Source organism: Halobacteriovorax sp. ZH5_bin.2, assembly GCF_043196375.1.
Taxonomy (GTDB): Bacteria; Bdellovibrionota; Bacteriovoracia; order Bacteriovoracales; family Bacteriovoracaceae; genus Halobacteriovorax_A.
Map to the genome: position 1 here is coordinate 772,063 of NZ_JBEBMJ010000001.1, position 14,504 is coordinate 786,566.

Here is a 14,504-nt window from a genome sequence, read left to right on the forward strand (position 1 = left end):
ATGAAGGAGATCTTAAAAAATCACCATACCTTAAATAAGGGTAGGGTTTGGTTTGATCTACTTCTTAATGCTCTCATTGGGTGGAGTGCTTTCTTCTACACTTGCTTCCACTTTAATATCTTCACTTTTCTTATTGCGATTTTCTTTATCTATCGTGGGACAATCTTAGTTCACGAGGTGAGTCATATTGCAAAGAAGATTAAAGGGTATCGAACGGCCTTTAATATCCTCTTTGGTTGGCCTAACGCTTATCCTGTCTATCTAGGAGACGCCCATCTTTTTCACCATGGGAAGAAGACTTATGGAACCAAAAGAGACCCAGAGTATAAGTATATTTCAGAGTTTAGCTTTCTAACTTTATCGAGACCTCTGATGGCATCAGTTGCACTACCTATTGTGCAGGTCATTCGCTTTGGGGTGCTTCCTCTTGTTTATCCACTCTTAAGTAGGGAACAAAAGGTCTGGATTTACCAAAATATGTCCACCTTAGCGTTTTCCATGGATTATAAGAGACCGATTCGAAACGAAGAAAAAGAGGTTGCCCGTATGGTTAGAAATGACCTAATGTGCGTTCTCTATAAAGTCATTGTTGGGGCCCTCATCTTTAATGAAATTCTTCCTATGCGCACGATCTGGATTTGGTTTGCAATTGTGGTGATCTCTTCAACGCTAAATATGTATCGCGCACTCTTTAATCATCTTTATACTAATGAGAAGCTAGAGCCTATGAGTTGGGAAGAACACCTCTTAGACACTGTGACAATAGAGTCGGGACTTAGTTCATTTTTCATCTTTGTTAATGGACTAAATTATCATGCCATTCACCATCTCTTTCCAGAGCTTCCCTATACAAATTTGGCCGCCGCCCACAGGGAGTTGATGAAGAAACTTCCACCAGATCATATTTATAAGTGCAATACGTATTCTAGTATTTTCCATGTTTTAGTGACGTCAATTTCCATACAGAGATTTAACAAAGAAATGATTAGGCCATAGCTCAAGCTAAGTGTATAATGTGTGGATGAAACGATTTCTCGTAGTTTTAATTATGCTTTTTACATTCTTAAGTTGTTCAAAACCAACTCCAGAGCAAACAGTTGAGGCCGTCGTTCGCGAAACTTTCTCGGTCAATTTTGAAGAAACTTTCAATTACTATGACCCAGGCTTTGGGAGTCAGCAGCAAATCGCTGATTATCGTGGCTTCGTCAAAGATGTCGTTGCCTGGGAAAAGAATATCAAAAAGACTAAGAAGGAAGTTCTCACGGCCATTCAGGGCCTACTTTCATTTAAGGTTGTGGATGTCAAAAAAGAGGGAAGTCGCGCAACTGTTAGGACTATTATTATCGTGCCAGAGTTTGATAATAAATTTGATATGCAAATTGCCTTGTTGAAGTTAACAAGACCTCCACTTGTTTCAAATCGTCCCGAAACAAATGCGACGATCATGAAGAATATTAACGAAGGCAGATATACCCTAAAGCCTGTTGAAGTCGTATTTAGTTTAATGAAAAAAGATAAGTGGCGCATAACAGGTGTCACAAATATAAGAGGACTATGGCGCTTTGAAAATTAAGCAAATAATCCTATTCATCTGGTTCTTCCTACTGGGAAGTATCGCAAGTGCCGCTTCAACACAGATTGATTTTGAAGATAGTGCCAAGATCTTTTTGGACTTTAATCATGAGGCCAGCTCCTCAATTGAAGGCCACACTAGAACTCCAGAACTTAAGTCTTTGGAAGACTTTCCCGATGAATATTTACATCTAATTAATCTCGATAATGACTTAAGATCTCCTTCTTATGGTCAACTTTCAAACACACGACCAATACTTGCCACAAATCTATTCTTTGGCATTCACTCTGGACTCAGCCCACCATTGTCTTAGATCAATTATCACAATTTAAAAATTATTTGATTTAAAAACAATGGAGGATGTATGGAAAACGCATCAGTAGATACTTCTTTGGAAGTAAAGAAATTTGATTATGAAGGTAAAGTTAGACAACATGACAACAAAGGTGATGAGCAGGGAAGTGTTTGGGGCTTCTATTTCTGTGTGGCCCTTTTTCTAGCAATCTTTTTTGCTGTCATCATCGTTCAAATGTATTCTCTATAATTTCATATACTTAAGGGGGCGCTGCCCCCTTGTTTAAAATCTAATCACCATAATATTTCTTACCACCCTTATATGATCTAGTGTCGTTATCTGATAGATTTTAAAAAAATTAGATGAGGTTCACTATGAAAATTACACTAGTCGCATTGCTTGCACTTATTTCTTTAAATTCATTTGCTGCTAAATTAGCGGGGAATTATGAAAGCTCAAGCGGGTGCATTGTTTCTATTGAATGTGATGAGGGATATTGTCACGCAACTGTTGAAAAAGGTGATAAGTCACTTGTTCTTGAAGGTGATTTAGAAACAGATAAGTCAGATGAGTTTAGATTATATCGTCAGTATACTGGTGTTGAGAAACGCTGGTTTCATGATGATGAATATACTGGATTTAATGATCTTGTTTTAGAGAAGCAAAGAAACGGAAAGTTTATGGTTGATTCTCTATCTTCAAAATACAATCTCTTTCCACATTTTCCAAAGAAAGAGAGAAATATTATCGTTTGTAAAAACCTAGTTAAAGTAGAATAAAAAAGGGCCAGAATCTGGCCCTTTTCTTTTTTAAAATATTACATCAGCTTCAACTGGATCAGTAATGACAACATCGTCGTCATTGCTATCACCAACTGTTGTATCAGTTGTATCAGTTGGCTCAACTACTTCATATACAGGAGTTCTTTTGATGTACTCCGGTCTAAAACCTTGATCAACAGCAATCTGAACTAGCTCTTCATACTTTGTTTCATCAATTTCTCTTTCTCGAGTCAGAATAAAGAGAGTATTTCTATTAGCGTCAGCAACGATTGCCTCAGTATATTCTTCATCAAGGTGGATGATTTGATAATCGCCAGCACCTACACCAAAGTACCCAAGTAGAGGTACAAAGCTAACTGCAAGTTTTGCGTTTGAAATTTCATCAACTACTTTTGCATATGCTTTATCAACTTTTTCTTTTCCATTAACTAGCTGACAAGAGTTCTTTACTCTAATGCGGTGGTGCTTAAGAGTGTACTCTGCCTTTGTTCCCTGACATCTTAGGTTAAAGAAAGCATCGTATGCACCTTGTTGGTACCAAGTTCCTAGGTAGCGTGAAAGATCAACATACTCAACTGTTTGGAAGTTATTTGCAGGAAGTTCTTCTGAAGGCATAAGAACTTCATTGATTTCGTGAACGATGATATTTCTATCGTGCTTCTTAATTGTTCCAAGACGTAATGTGCTTGAGTTTAGAATAAACTCTTCACTATCTTGATCCACTAGAATAACTCTACCGTGAAATGTCTTAACTTCTTTCTTTTGTCTAAGATCTTTCTTATCAAAGCGTCCGTATCCAATATGATAAAGAAGTAGCTTTCTGAGCTCAAGTGGGTTTGCTAGAAGATACTCAACCGTCTCAGGAGGTAGTTTTGCAAATGCTTCATCATTTGGTGCAAAGATCGTGATCGGGTGATCAATTGTTACAATATCGTCAAGGCCTGCAATTCGGGCAGCGCTTAAAAAATTTCTAAAGCGTCTTGTGTGCTTCATTGCACCGACAGTTTCTGTTGTTGATAATTTTGTTTCTTCTGCGCTTTTTCTATCTGCTAAGGCAGAGTTAAAGAAAAGTGGTAGCGCGGCAAAAAAGAATAATACTTTTTTCATGAATCCTCCCATAAGTTATGGAGGAGAATGTAGCTTTTTATTAACAATTTAGAAGTTTAAGTTTGGTTAAGAAAGGTTATGGAGAGTTAAAGAAAAGGGCCAATGACTTGGCCCTTCTATAAACTTATACGTTTGCTTTGATAAGTTGAACTTTAAAGATAAGAGTTGAGTGTGGAGGAATCTTAGCTCCTGCACCGTGCTCACCATAAGCAAGCTCAGATGGGATTGTTAGTTCCCAAGAATCACCTTCTTTCATTAGTTGAAGAGCTTCTGTCCAACCTTTGATTACACCACCAACTGGGAATTGAATTGTTTGTCCTCTTTGGAATGAAGAATCAAATACAGTTCCATCAATTAGTTTACCTTCATAGTGAACTTCTACAGTAGACTCAGCAGTTGGAGTTGCACCAGTTCCTGCTTCTAGAACTTTATATTGAAGACCTGAAGTTGTTGTTGTAACACCTTCAGCTGCTTTATTTGTTTCAAGGTATGCACGACCTTCTTCAGCTAGCTTATTAGCTGCTTCAGCAAGTTGTCTTGCCATATGCTCTTGGAACTCAGTCATTGTTCTTTGAGTTTCTTCAGCTGAAAGAGTGCTTGCTTCACCTTTCATTGCAGATGCTACTGCATTTGCGAAAATTTCAGCGTTGATTTCCATTCCTTGTGCAACAAAATCAGAACCAATTTGGCGACCGATAATGTAGCTTACTTTTTCCATATGAGTTTCCATTAAATACCCTTTGTTTGGTTAAATACTACTAATAATAGTGGGAACCTTAGCATTTAATGGGGGACATGTCGAAAATTTACAGGTCTTTAGCGCAACGTTCCGTTTTTTTCACCACCCGGATACCAACATTCTGGACGCTTAAGGTCTAAAATTCCGTTGATCATTGTGTCAAAGCGGCATTGGGCCTCAGGATAGAATGATGGGTCAGTGTTAAGCTCTGTGGCCACATTTGAAGAATATGTCTCAAAACTTACTTCATCACCATGACTTTTAAAAAAGGCCTGATCGGCTTCCATGGCAGTTAGAAGTCTAAGACAAGTAAAGTACTCGTGCTTGTCTTGTTTAGAACATAGTTGTTTATAGATAGGTTTCTCTTTGACTTCACGTAACTCAGGTAAGTACTTGAAGACAATTGCTAAGCAATCTTTCGTCGCAAAGTAATCAGATTGCCCTTCCATTGATGAGTGATAACCCATATTCATTGGGTCATCTTTCTTAGGATCACCACCAATACCGTGGCCGATCTCATGACATGCCGTTAGGGCCAGTCCGTCAGGAGTCATTCCCTCAAGTCGGCCAAAGCCACCCATTAAGTAGATACGGTGTTCAATTTGATCTTCTTGGTTTGTGGCCTGGACATATGAGGCATGGATCATATCAATATCCCACCAATACGAATCAGGTAAACCTGTAATTGGTAAGTTAATTTGCAAAACTTCATTTTGTGATGGGGCAAGTTCACTATAAGCTTGATAGAGAGCGTCTTTGACTTGCTCGTACTCGTCCTTGCTAACGGCCGCAAAGACTGATTTTGTTAATGTAAATAAACAAACTAGAAGGATTAATTTTTTCATGAAAAGGTTCTACCCAGATTTCGAATTTTGAACAAGATAGCGGGTAAAATTTCATTAAATAGGAGACTTTATGTACCACGAAGTACTTGATTTTTGGTTTGATGAGCTTACCGACGAGCAAAAGTGGATGAAGGATAGCCGCGTTGATCGCGAGATCGAAAAACGCTTTGGGAGGCTTCACACTAAGGCCGCAAAGGGAGAGTTATTTGAGTGGAGAAAAGAGCATCTTGGTCGCTTGGCCGAAATTATCATTCTTGATCAATTCTCACGCAATATTTATCGTGGTGATGCACGCTCCTTTGCTAGTGATGATATGGCCTTGGTCTTGGCCCAAGAGGCAATCCTTCAAAAAACTGATGAAGGCTTTACGACTAGAAAGAAGCACTTTCTCTATATGCCCTATATGCATAGTGAATCCATAACGATTCAAAAAGAAGGATTAAGGCTTTTTGAAAAGCTAGAAAATGATATGGCTCTCCAGTATATGCATCAGCATATGGGAATTATCGAACGCTTTGGACGTTACCCGCATCGCAATGAAGTACTCGGCCGAGAATCCACCCCTGAAGAGATTGATTTTTTGAAAATGCCAAATTCTAGTTTCTGAGTTATGATCTAAGAATGAAAGATGCAAAACTAGTGTGGTCTGATGAGGCCGGTGATTTACGAAAAAAAAATAGTAAAAATAATTCTAATGAAGAAGTTAATGAATCTGAACTTGTTTTAAAAATTAGAAGACTAACTTCAGGAAAGGGAAGAGCAATTGTTGAAATTAGCGATCTTCCTGCAAATAAAAAATGGTGTCAGAAACTTGCTAAGGATTTAAAAAAGTCTCTTGGTGTTGGAGGTGCCTTTAAAAACGACTATATCGAAGTTCACGGCGAAAAGCTTGATCAAGTTAAGGCGCACTTCGATAAAAAAAATTTAAAGTGGAAACAAACTGGAGGCTAGACTCCAATATCTGAGCATGTTAGTATTTTACTCATGATGCGAATTCTACTTTCACTATTCACAGTCTTTATGATTTTTGTGAGCTTCACTCATGAGGCCCATGAAATTAAATTATCTGTGGATAATATAGAAAGTACTAAAGTCGAGAAATCTAAACTCGATCATCCTGATCATTGTGATGATCACGATAGTGGTTCTGATCATTGCCATATTCATTGCACAGGCCTGCACTTCCTGGCCAATCTCGAACATACTGTTCAATTAAAATTACCACTTCTTAAAAGTAATAATACACAAACACCAAGATTGGATTTCTTCAAATCCCCATACCTCGATCCGGCAAAGAAGCCACCTTCTTTATCGTAAATTTTCACATTTAAATTTTAACATTTTTATTTAAAAGGATTTACACGATGAGTACTAGTCGAAGTAGTATCGTGATAGCGGCCATGTGCATAGGTCTAAATACCTATGGACAGAGTTGTCGTATCACAGATGCCAATGAATTTTTGAAGAAAATTAAATCAAATCATCAAGTCAATCACTTGGCCAAGGCCAATGAAGAGATACTTGAAGGTGAAATCAATTCGGCCAACCAGGTTTATAACCCGGAGGTTGAAACAGAGATTGTCTCTGCAGGGAGTAATGAAATCTCTTCCATGATTAAGTTAACTCAAACTTTTGAGTTAGGGGGGAAGAGAGGTTCTCGTAAGGCATGGGCGCAGAGATTAAAAGAGCTTGGAAGTCTCGAATCTAAAGGTCAGAAAGAAAGAGTTGTTTTGGAGAATATCCTTAATATGTATCGCCTAAGACAGGTTCAAGAGCTTATTCCTGTCTATCAGGAGTCATATGATTCTTTAAAGAAAGTCTTTGATAAGAAAGGCAAGATTAGAAAGTCATTATCACCAAGCCAGGAAGTTGAGTATGAGACACTTTCGTTTGCGATGGATGATTACTACATCAGGTTATCAGAGCTAATTGCTGAAAAAGCAAATCTGCAAGTTCATTTAAAATTAAATGCAGGAAAGAATTGTGTTGTCACAAAAAGTGCTCTGCCAAAATTATTTAAGTTCAAAAAGATCAACTTAAAATCATTAGAGCTAAAAGATAGTACTGACTACAAGAAGGGCCTAGCGCAACTAGCTGTTGCCAAAGCTGAGTATGATGTTGCTAAGTCAAACGCTTATAGTGACCTCAGTATCGGGCCAATGTATGAATACTCAAAAGTTGATGATGAGAAAGAGCATGCCTTTGGTCTAAGCCTTACTTTTGACTTGCCTGTGTTTAATACAAATGACGGCGCAAAGGCCAAGGGGATGGCCGCAGTTAAGAAAGGCGAGTATCAAATTCGATACGACGAACTTGATCTTCAAATCGATCTTAGAAATTGGATACAAAAATACCAACGATATCAATCTGTTTACAAGAAAATGATTTCACAGGCCGTCTTAGAAAAGAAGCATAAGAGAATTGAAAAACTCTTTGATCGCGGTGTGATTTCAACGTCGCTTATTATTGAGGCCCACAGGCAAATGGTGGATTTTTCTATCAGGCGAAATGACTACGAAATGGGTGCAGTCGAAGCTTTATGGAATATCTATTTACTAAGAGGAACGATTCTAGAGGAACAAATATGAAAAAAATATTCTTACTAATATTACTGATCGGTTTAGTTGGTTGTGAGGCTCATCACGATGAACACGAAGAACATGGACACGATGAACATAAGCATGAAGAACATGATGATCACGACGGCCATGATCATCACCACGGCCATGGCGCAGAGAAAACAGGCGAAGGTATGGCCATTACAAAAGTCGATAAAGAACATGGATTTCAATTGTCTAAGGAAGCACAAAAGAGACTTGCGATTAAGACAACTCTTTATAAGAAGAGTCTAAAAGGCATTCCTGATAGTGCTTATGTTGTAGTTGGAAAGGAGCGTGCGCTTTATCGAAAAAGAGCTGGCTTCTTTAAGCTAATTGATGAACATGAGTTAACAGGTGCTTTTGTTAAAGGCGATGAGATCGTTGTCAGCGGTATTGGACTTCTTCGCGTCTCAGATATCTTCTCAACAGATGAATCTGAGTACGGACACGCACATTAAAGGCGAGGGGAAGAATTATGATGAATAAGATAATTGAATTTAGTGTTCATAACCGTCTCTTTGTTTTTATTGCAACAGCAATATTAATTATCGGAGGAATTTATTCTTTTGATAAGCTATCTATTGATGCGGTTCCTGATATAACAAATACACAAGTTCAGGTTAATACTCCTGTCGAAGGTCTTACTCCTGAAGAAATTGAAAGAATGGTAACGTTTCCAATTGAATCGGCTTTAACGGGAATGCCTGGTGTCGAGCAAACTCGCTCCGTTTCTAAATATGGAATCTCGCAGGTTACTGTCATCTTTAATGATGATGTCGATATCTACCGTGCAAGGCAGTTAACTTCTGAGAAACTTATTAATATTGAATTACCTGAAGGAATAAAGCCTGAAATGGGCCCTATTAGTACAGGCCTTGGAGAAATCTTCCACTACTCTCTAAGTTTTAAGGGAGAAGTAAAGACAGAAGAGGAGGAGATGCTAAAGCTTATGGAGCTTCGCTCAATCCAAGATTGGCTAATTAAGCCCAGGCTTTTAACAGTAAAGGGTGTAACAGAAGTTAATACAATCGGTGGTTATGAGAAGCAATACTTCATTCAGCCAGATATTGATAAAATGGCCAAGTTTGGAATTCACTTCGATGATATTGAAAATGCTATTGAGAGTACAAACCAAAATGTTGGAGGTGGTTATATTCCTCAAACAGGTGAGCAACTTCTTGTTCGCGGGGTTGGGCTTTTAAAAAATATCTCCGACATTGAAAATATTGTCATTAAGCGTTTGGGATCACTTGATATCATTCGTGTAAAAGATGTGGCCGTTGTTAAGTTTGATAAAGAGATTCGCACAGGAGCAGCAACTCATAATGGAAGAGAAGTCGTCATTGGAACGGCCTTTATGCTTCTTGGGGAAAACTCTCGTGCCGTATCAATTAGACTTGAAGAGCGAATTAATGAAATCAAAAAAGATCTTCCTTCTTGGGTGAACTTAGAGATTGTCTATAATCGCTCTAATATGGTTAATGCTACTTTAAGTACAGTCGAGCATAACTTAATTGTTGGTGCCGGACTTGTGATGGCCTTTCTCATGCTTCTTGTGGGAAATATTAGGGCCGCAATTATTGTTGCTGCAACCATTCCAATTTCACTCTTAATCACTTTCATCTTAATGCGCTGGCAGAATGTTTCAGGAAATTTAATGAGTCTCGGTGCTCTTGATTTTGGGATCATTGTCGATGGAGCAGTTATTGTCATTGAAAATTGTGTTCATCGTTTACAAAAGCGAACAAAGGAAATTGGCCGTGCCTTAACACGTGCTGAGATTAAAGATCTTGTTGTTGAAAGCGCTATTGAGATTCGTTCAGCTGCCGGCTTTGGTGAGATTATTGTTATTACAGTTTTCATTCCTTTATTTGCCCTAACAGGTGTTGAAGGGAAGATGTTTGGCCCAATGGCCACAACTTTCATTATGGCCCTGGCGTCAGCTCTTGTTCTTTCATTTACATTAGTTCCAGCTCTTGCCGCAACATTCTTAAGCTCTAATACTCAAGATCGTGAGCCTAGAATAATGCTTCTTGCAAAACAGGCCTTCGCTCCAATCTTAGAGTTGGCCCTTAAGTTTAAAAAGGCAGTTCTTGGCCTTGGAATATCGGCCATTGCTCTGGGGGGAATTCTCTTTATGGGGATGGGCTCGGAATTTATTCCACAATTAGATGAAGGAGACTTCGCTGTTCAGTTTATTCGTCCTGCAAATGTCAGTATTGAAAACTCAATTCACCTTCAACGCTTAAGTGAAGATGTCATTAAAGAGTTTCCACAAGTTAAAACTGTTTTTGCAAGAACAGGAGCGGCTGAGATTAGTACGGACCCAATGGGTGTTAATATCTCGGATTCTTATGTCATGCTAAAGCCTAGAGATGAATGGCCTAAGAATGAACATATAAAAACTAAGACCGAGCTTATGGAGGAAGTAAAAAAGGCGCTTGCCTTAAATGTCCCAGCTCAAGTGGCCATGTTCTCACAACCTGTTGAGCTTCGTTTTAACGAGTTACTTGAAGGAACAAGGGCATCTGTATCAGCAAAGGTTTACGGAGAAGACTTAAAGGTCATTGAAGAAATCGCCAAAAAAGTTTCTGCGGCCATCGCAAAAGCTCCTGGAGCAGGAGAAGTTGAAGTTGAATCAAAAGGACTCTCTCCGATGATTCAGTATACTCCTAAACTTGAAGAGCTTGCTAAACTTGGTGTTAGTAGTAAGCCTGTTCTTGACGTTATTTCAACGGCCATTGGTGGGGCCAAGGTTGGCGATATTTATGATGGTGTAAAGAAGTATCCAATCATGACTCGTTTATCTGCAAACGCTCGATCTGATGTGGAGACAATTTCAAACCTTCCTGTTGGGATCTCCGAAGGCTACACTGTTAAGATAAGTGATGTTGCTGATATTGAGCTTTCGCAAACTTACTCATCTGTTAGTCGTGAAAACTCTGTGCGAAGACTTGCTATTTTAATCAACCCACAAACTCGTGATATTGAAAACTTTGTTAAAGTAGCAAAAGAGATTGTTGAAAAAGAAGTTAGTCTTCCAGAAGGTTATTATATTGAATGGGGTGGAAGCTTTAAGAATCTTATTTCAGCAAAAGAAAGGCTCAGTATTCTTGTTCCATTGGCACTTCTTCTGATTTTAGTCATGCTCTATGCGGCCTTTAAGAATTATGCACAAGTCTTGCTAATTTTTCTGTGTGCACCGATGGCGCTGATTGGTGGTGTCCTTTCTTTAAAGATTTTAGGACTTCCATTTAGTATTTCTGCAGGTGTTGGCTTTATTGCTCTTTGTGGGATTAGTATTCTAAACGGTGTTGTTCTTGTGACTTACTTTAATCGACTCTTAGCTGATGGAAAATCGCCTGATGACGTTGTAAGGGAAGGGACAATGGTTAGGCTTCGTCCAGTTCTTATGACGGCCTTAACGGATATTTTCGGCTTCCTGCCGATGATTTTTTCAACTGGTTTAGGGGCCGAGGTACAAAGGCCACTTGCAACAGTTGTTGTTGGTGGAATTATTTCAGCAACACTTCTAACACTTGTTGTTCTCCCTTCATTGTATCGATTATTTATTGAGCAAATGAAGACTGAATAAACTCTAAGGTCTTGAAACTTAAGAGAAATCTTAAGTTTTAAGACCATTTCTCCCTGTTTAAAATAGGCGTCTAAATCTAAGACATCCATTGGCAAATTTTCAAATAACTCGATAGATTTCCTAGATATGATAATTTACTGCCAGACTTTTAAGAAGGTACAAGGGAGCCTGAATTGAATAAATTTATTATTGCCACAGCAATCACTCTATTAAGCACTCAAGCATTTGCATCATTATCAGTTAATGATGGCCTATCAAGTTGCCGCTTTTCAAATAGTGAAGCCGCAATTAACTATGCTCGTGCCCTAGAGGGTTCTACTAAGGCCGCTGCCTTACTTAAAAGAGGAGATCTTGCACAGGTTGAATCTTGTTCAACGGCAATGACTGAAGCTCTTGCAAAGGGTGTTAGTTATAATGAATTAGCTAAGACTGTTAACACAAATTTTAATCACCTTGAAAATGGGATGGAGATCACTGTTGAGCTACGTGGTAAGGACTTCTATGAAGTTAAGGGAGATAACCTTACTGGAACTAAGTCCACAATTGAAGGTGACTTCGATATGGTTATTAGTGTTGAGGGCTCTCGTAATGAAATCACACAAGGGGTTCCTGCAAAAGAGATTCTTAATAAAATGAAGTTAAACGTTGTCTCTAAGAAAGCGGTTCAAATTATTTTTGAAGATTACGATGTGGATACAGTTGTTCCAGCTATTGTAAAAAAATCTCTTTTTGGAAAGATTAAGCAGATATCGATCAAGGCAGAAGACTTAGAAAGAGCAATCGCCCCAGTTCTTTCCGCTCAAGGTCTAGATTTAGCAGAGGACTTCAAGTTGAATACGGAAAAAGGCTCATTCACAATGGATTACTCGGTTTCGGCAATGGATTGTGGTGTCAATCAGCTCGATGAATTCGAGTGCCGATCATCTTTTATCTTTCAATTATCAGCACAATTTTAATTGGCATAACTAGAGCGAGGCCATGTCGATGGCCTTGCTATCTTACTGATATCTTTAAATCTCTGACATAAATATTTAATAATTGATATAATTACTCCGTTAAGCGTATGGGAGATAATTATGAGGAAATCAGTTATTCATATCTTAGCGCTTGTTGGCCTCTTGGCGACAGCTCCCCAGACTCATGCAAAAATGATTGTGGAGAAAGAGGAGTACTCTGGCGATGCCATTGTCGAAGACTTTGCACTGAAGAATTACTATCGTCGATTTGTGAATATAACAGAAAGTTATAATCAAAGACGCAAAGACCCTGAGGTCTATGCCCAGTCCTTTAAAAATATCAAAGAGCAACATAAGTACTTTCGCTGGCTAAAGAAGACTGGCATCGGTGAGCTCCCTCCAGCAACGATTAATAACGGTGTTGCTACCATTAGAGTTGGTAACTACAAATTACAATATTCCATTGAAACTCTGGTTAAGAATCAATTTCTTTTGAATGAGCGTCCTGTTGACTTCAAGAAGCTTGATTTTAATAAGGCCTTTGATGAATTAACAGAAAAGGTAAAGGCAACACGAAGGTTCACGCTACTTGATCTTGTGATTCCAACTGCTCATGCGGATGCCATGAGTGGTCTTGAAAATACTCTTTTAGCAACAATGCTCTATGTGAACTCAGATTTCGCTGAAAGAGAGTGGTGTATTTCTTGTGACGATGAAAATGCAGAAGTGACTAAGAAGAATCTTGAGAAACTTCTAACAAGGGTCGATCAAATGCTTAACTCTTGTGAAAATGAAACCGCTAAAATTGAAGATATTTATTCAAACCTTTCTTTCTTTGCAGGTGACAACGATCAAGGTGGTTTCCGCTCTGAGTCTGCAACAACATTGAAGAATCACTTTCCGGCAATTGAAGGAGAGCTTAAGGACGTTTCTTGTGAGAAGCTGGTTTACAATGTGTATAAGGATGAAATCAATCCTGCGGACAGAAACCTCTTTGTTGAATATTACCGTTTTACACCTGAGAGACAGGCCCGCAATCAAAAGGCCGTGGCCAATTATAAGAGAATTGTAAAATCAAAATGTGATCGTATTGCAGCACTGAATGTTTGTATGATCAGTAATTATTATGGAGCAGAGGATATTTATAATGATTCTCGCTCTCCTGGACAAAAGGAATACGATCGCCGTCGTAAGCCGTCACGAGAGTATCAGATTCGCGGTATTACTCAATAGGCAGCTTAGGAATTATGTGATAGAAAGACGACTATGGACCAATTACAAGAAACATTTGAAGAAATATTAGAAAAAGTAGAATTTAAGAAAATGGATCAATTTGAAGAGCTTCTTCATAAATGCATCCACGTCTCTAATGACTCATCGAAAAGTACATATGCCGTCTATGAAAATATGGTATTCAAATTAGATGCATTCTTTAAAGGCTTCGTTAATTTTCAAAATGAATTCGGTAAAGATAAGAAGTATATCGCAGCAGTTCATGCTCTAAGTGCCATCTGCTATGGCCTAGGAATTGATCTTGAAGACGAAGAGCTTTTCATCATATACCATCTAAAAGACCAAGGTAAATTCAGAAAAAGAGAAAAAGACCTTCACTCAGAACTTAAAAACCTTTGGGCCGGCTATCCTTACAAAGAATTTGCCATGGCCGATGTGGACTTTTCTCACTCATTAAAAAACTTAATGCGTGCAAAATTCATCGACTACCGTCGCGGAAACCTTCACATCAATCAGTCTTTGATTATACGTTTTAAAGATCGCTATTAAGCACCCGCAAAATTGACTGGCCAAAGCCAGTCTATTGTTTGCGGTGCTAGGCCCCTTACTCTTCAGCTAGAGATTGGTGTCGAGAGCGAGGGTCCAAGCCCGAGCGGTTCGTCTCAAGGCTACCCGCAAAATTGGCCGCCCTAAGGCGGGCTATTGTTTGCGGTGCTAGGCCCCTTACTCTTCAGCTAGAGATTGGTGTCGAGAGCGAGGGTCCAAGCCCGAGCGGTTCG

17 protein-coding genes are annotated in these 14,504 nt (G+C 38.9%); 14 read left to right on the plus strand and 3 right to left on the minus strand.

Annotated features, from left to right (window positions below; all coding sequences use genetic code 11):
• The 5 genes from ABMA76_RS03795 (at window position 1) to ABMA76_RS03815 (ending at window position 2,647) form a co-directional block, all read left to right on the plus strand.
• A complete protein-coding gene (locus tag ABMA76_RS03795; RefSeq protein WP_392909164.1) occupies window positions 1-996 on the plus strand; it encodes a fatty acid desaturase in 996 nt (331 codons plus the stop codon).
• A gap of 25 nt (window positions 997-1,021) precedes the next feature.
• The gene (locus ABMA76_RS03800) at window positions 1,022-1,573 is read left to right on the plus strand and encodes a hypothetical protein (RefSeq protein ID WP_392909166.1); all 552 of its coding nucleotides are present in this window, start codon (window positions 1,022-1,024) and stop codon (window positions 1,571-1,573) included.
• The gene (locus ABMA76_RS03805) at window positions 1,563-1,886 is read left to right on the plus strand and encodes a hypothetical protein (RefSeq protein ID WP_392909168.1); all 324 of its coding nucleotides are present in this window, start codon (window positions 1,563-1,565) and stop codon (window positions 1,884-1,886) included. Before ABMA76_RS03800 ends, ABMA76_RS03805 begins: the two co-directional genes overlap by 11 nt.
• A 51-nt stretch (window positions 1,887-1,937) precedes the next feature.
• Entirely contained in the window at window positions 1,938-2,117 is a 180-nt protein-coding gene (locus ABMA76_RS03810; protein WP_392909170.1) for a hypothetical protein, read from the plus strand.
• Between the two features lie 125 nt (window positions 2,118-2,242).
• Window positions 2,243-2,647, plus strand: a complete 405-nt coding sequence (locus tag ABMA76_RS03815) for a hypothetical protein (RefSeq protein ID WP_392909172.1) — start codon at window positions 2,243-2,245, stop codon at window positions 2,645-2,647.
• 30 nt (window positions 2,648-2,677) lie between these two features.
• Here the strand turns inward: ABMA76_RS03815 and ABMA76_RS03820 are convergent, their stop codons facing one another.
• From ABMA76_RS03820 to ABMA76_RS03830, 3 genes are all read right to left on the minus strand, one after another.
• The gene (locus ABMA76_RS03820) at window positions 2,678-3,757 is read right to left on the minus strand and encodes a lipocalin family protein (protein WP_392909174.1); all 1,080 of its coding nucleotides are present in this window, start codon (window positions 3,755-3,757) and stop codon (window positions 2,678-2,680) included.
• 124 nt (window positions 3,758-3,881) lie between these two features.
• A complete protein-coding gene (locus ABMA76_RS03825) occupies window positions 3,882-4,487 on the minus strand; it encodes an FKBP-type peptidyl-prolyl cis-trans isomerase (protein ID WP_392909176.1) in 606 nt (201 codons plus the stop codon).
• An 86-nt stretch (window positions 4,488-4,573) separates the two neighbouring features.
• Window positions 4,574-5,341, minus strand: coding sequence for a hypothetical protein (locus tag ABMA76_RS03830; RefSeq protein ID WP_392909178.1), 768 nt, complete (start codon window positions 5,339-5,341; stop codon window positions 4,574-4,576).
• Between the two features lie 70 nt (window positions 5,342-5,411).
• Here ABMA76_RS03830 and ABMA76_RS03835 point away from each other — a divergent pair, with 70 nt between their 5' ends.
• The 9 genes from ABMA76_RS03835 to ABMA76_RS03875 all read left to right on the plus strand — a co-directional run bounded on the left by ABMA76_RS03835 (window position 5,412) and on the right by ABMA76_RS03875 (window position 14,274).
• A complete protein-coding gene (locus tag ABMA76_RS03835; RefSeq protein WP_392909180.1) occupies window positions 5,412-5,948 on the plus strand; it encodes a DUF924 family protein in 537 nt (178 codons plus the stop codon).
• Window positions 5,949-5,962: 14 nt separating this feature from the next.
• Window positions 5,963-6,292, plus strand: coding sequence for a hypothetical protein (locus tag ABMA76_RS03840; protein WP_392859786.1), 330 nt, complete (start codon window positions 5,963-5,965; stop codon window positions 6,290-6,292).
• A 33-nt stretch (window positions 6,293-6,325) separates the two neighbouring features.
• The gene (locus tag ABMA76_RS03845; RefSeq protein WP_392909182.1) at window positions 6,326-6,658 is read left to right on the plus strand and encodes a hypothetical protein; all 333 of its coding nucleotides are present in this window, start codon (window positions 6,326-6,328) and stop codon (window positions 6,656-6,658) included.
• Between the two features lie 47 nt (window positions 6,659-6,705).
• Complete coding sequence (locus ABMA76_RS03850; RefSeq protein ID WP_392909184.1) at window positions 6,706-7,929, plus strand: TolC family protein; 1,224 nt, start codon at window positions 6,706-6,708, stop codon at window positions 7,927-7,929.
• A complete protein-coding gene (locus tag ABMA76_RS03855) occupies window positions 7,926-8,399 on the plus strand; it encodes a hypothetical protein (protein ID WP_393060985.1) in 474 nt (157 codons plus the stop codon). Before ABMA76_RS03850 ends, ABMA76_RS03855 begins: the two co-directional genes overlap by 4 nt.
• Window positions 8,400-8,416: 17 nt before the next feature.
• Window positions 8,417-11,536 carry an efflux RND transporter permease subunit gene (locus ABMA76_RS03860; protein ID WP_392909188.1) on the plus strand — a complete coding sequence of 1,040 codons (3,120 nt, stop codon included), beginning with the start codon at window positions 8,417-8,419 and terminating at the stop codon, window positions 11,534-11,536.
• A gap of 173 nt (window positions 11,537-11,709) precedes the next feature.
• Window positions 11,710-12,492, plus strand: coding sequence for a hypothetical protein (locus tag ABMA76_RS03865; RefSeq protein ID WP_392909190.1), 783 nt, complete (start codon window positions 11,710-11,712; stop codon window positions 12,490-12,492).
• Between the two features lie 120 nt (window positions 12,493-12,612).
• Window positions 12,613-13,725: a hypothetical protein gene (locus tag ABMA76_RS03870; RefSeq protein ID WP_392909192.1), complete on the plus strand. Its 1,113-nt coding sequence runs from the start codon at window positions 12,613-12,615 to the stop codon at window positions 13,723-13,725.
• Between the two features lie 33 nt (window positions 13,726-13,758).
• Complete coding sequence (locus ABMA76_RS03875; RefSeq protein ID WP_392909194.1) at window positions 13,759-14,274, plus strand: hypothetical protein; 516 nt, start codon at window positions 13,759-13,761, stop codon at window positions 14,272-14,274.
• Window positions 14,275-14,504 lie beyond the last annotated feature (230 nt).

Bases quoted from the DNA above. Each gene is read 5' to 3' on its own strand.
- ABMA76_RS03845 (WP_392909182.1), top strand. From the start codon at position 6,326: ATGATGCGAATTCTACTTTCACTATTCACAGTCTTTATGATTTTTGTG.
- ABMA76_RS03830 (WP_392909178.1), bottom strand. From the start codon at position 5,341: ATGAAAAAATTAATCCTTCTAGTTTGTTTATTTACATTAACAAAATCA.
- ABMA76_RS03820 (WP_392909174.1), bottom strand. From the start codon at position 3,757: ATGAAAAAAGTATTATTCTTTTTTGCCGCGCTACCACTTTTCTTTAAC.
- ABMA76_RS03815 (WP_392909172.1), top strand. From the start codon at position 2,243: ATGAAAATTACACTAGTCGCATTGCTTGCACTTATTTCTTTAAATTCA.
- ABMA76_RS03800 (WP_392909166.1), top strand. From the start codon at position 1,022: ATGAAACGATTTCTCGTAGTTTTAATTATGCTTTTTACATTCTTAAGT.
- ABMA76_RS03835 (WP_392909180.1), top strand. From the start codon at position 5,412: ATGTACCACGAAGTACTTGATTTTTGGTTTGATGAGCTTACCGACGAG.
- ABMA76_RS03870 (WP_392909192.1), top strand. From the start codon at position 12,613: ATGAGGAAATCAGTTATTCATATCTTAGCGCTTGTTGGCCTCTTGGCG.
- ABMA76_RS03875 (WP_392909194.1), top strand. From the start codon at position 13,759: ATGGACCAATTACAAGAAACATTTGAAGAAATATTAGAAAAAGTAGAA.
- ABMA76_RS03810 (WP_392909170.1), top strand. From the start codon at position 1,938: ATGGAAAACGCATCAGTAGATACTTCTTTGGAAGTAAAGAAATTTGAT.
- ABMA76_RS03850 (WP_392909184.1), top strand. From the start codon at position 6,706: ATGAGTACTAGTCGAAGTAGTATCGTGATAGCGGCCATGTGCATAGGT.
- ABMA76_RS03860 (WP_392909188.1), top strand. From the start codon at position 8,417: ATGATGAATAAGATAATTGAATTTAGTGTTCATAACCGTCTCTTTGTT.
- ABMA76_RS03795 (WP_392909164.1), top strand. From the start codon at position 1: ATGAAGGAGATCTTAAAAAATCACCATACCTTAAATAAGGGTAGGGTT.
- ABMA76_RS03855 (WP_393060985.1), top strand. From the start codon at position 7,926: ATGAAAAAAATATTCTTACTAATATTACTGATCGGTTTAGTTGGTTGT.
- ABMA76_RS03840 (WP_392859786.1), top strand. From the start codon at position 5,963: ATGAAAGATGCAAAACTAGTGTGGTCTGATGAGGCCGGTGATTTACGA.
- ABMA76_RS03825 (WP_392909176.1), bottom strand. From the start codon at position 4,487: ATGGAAACTCATATGGAAAAAGTAAGCTACATTATCGGTCGCCAAATT.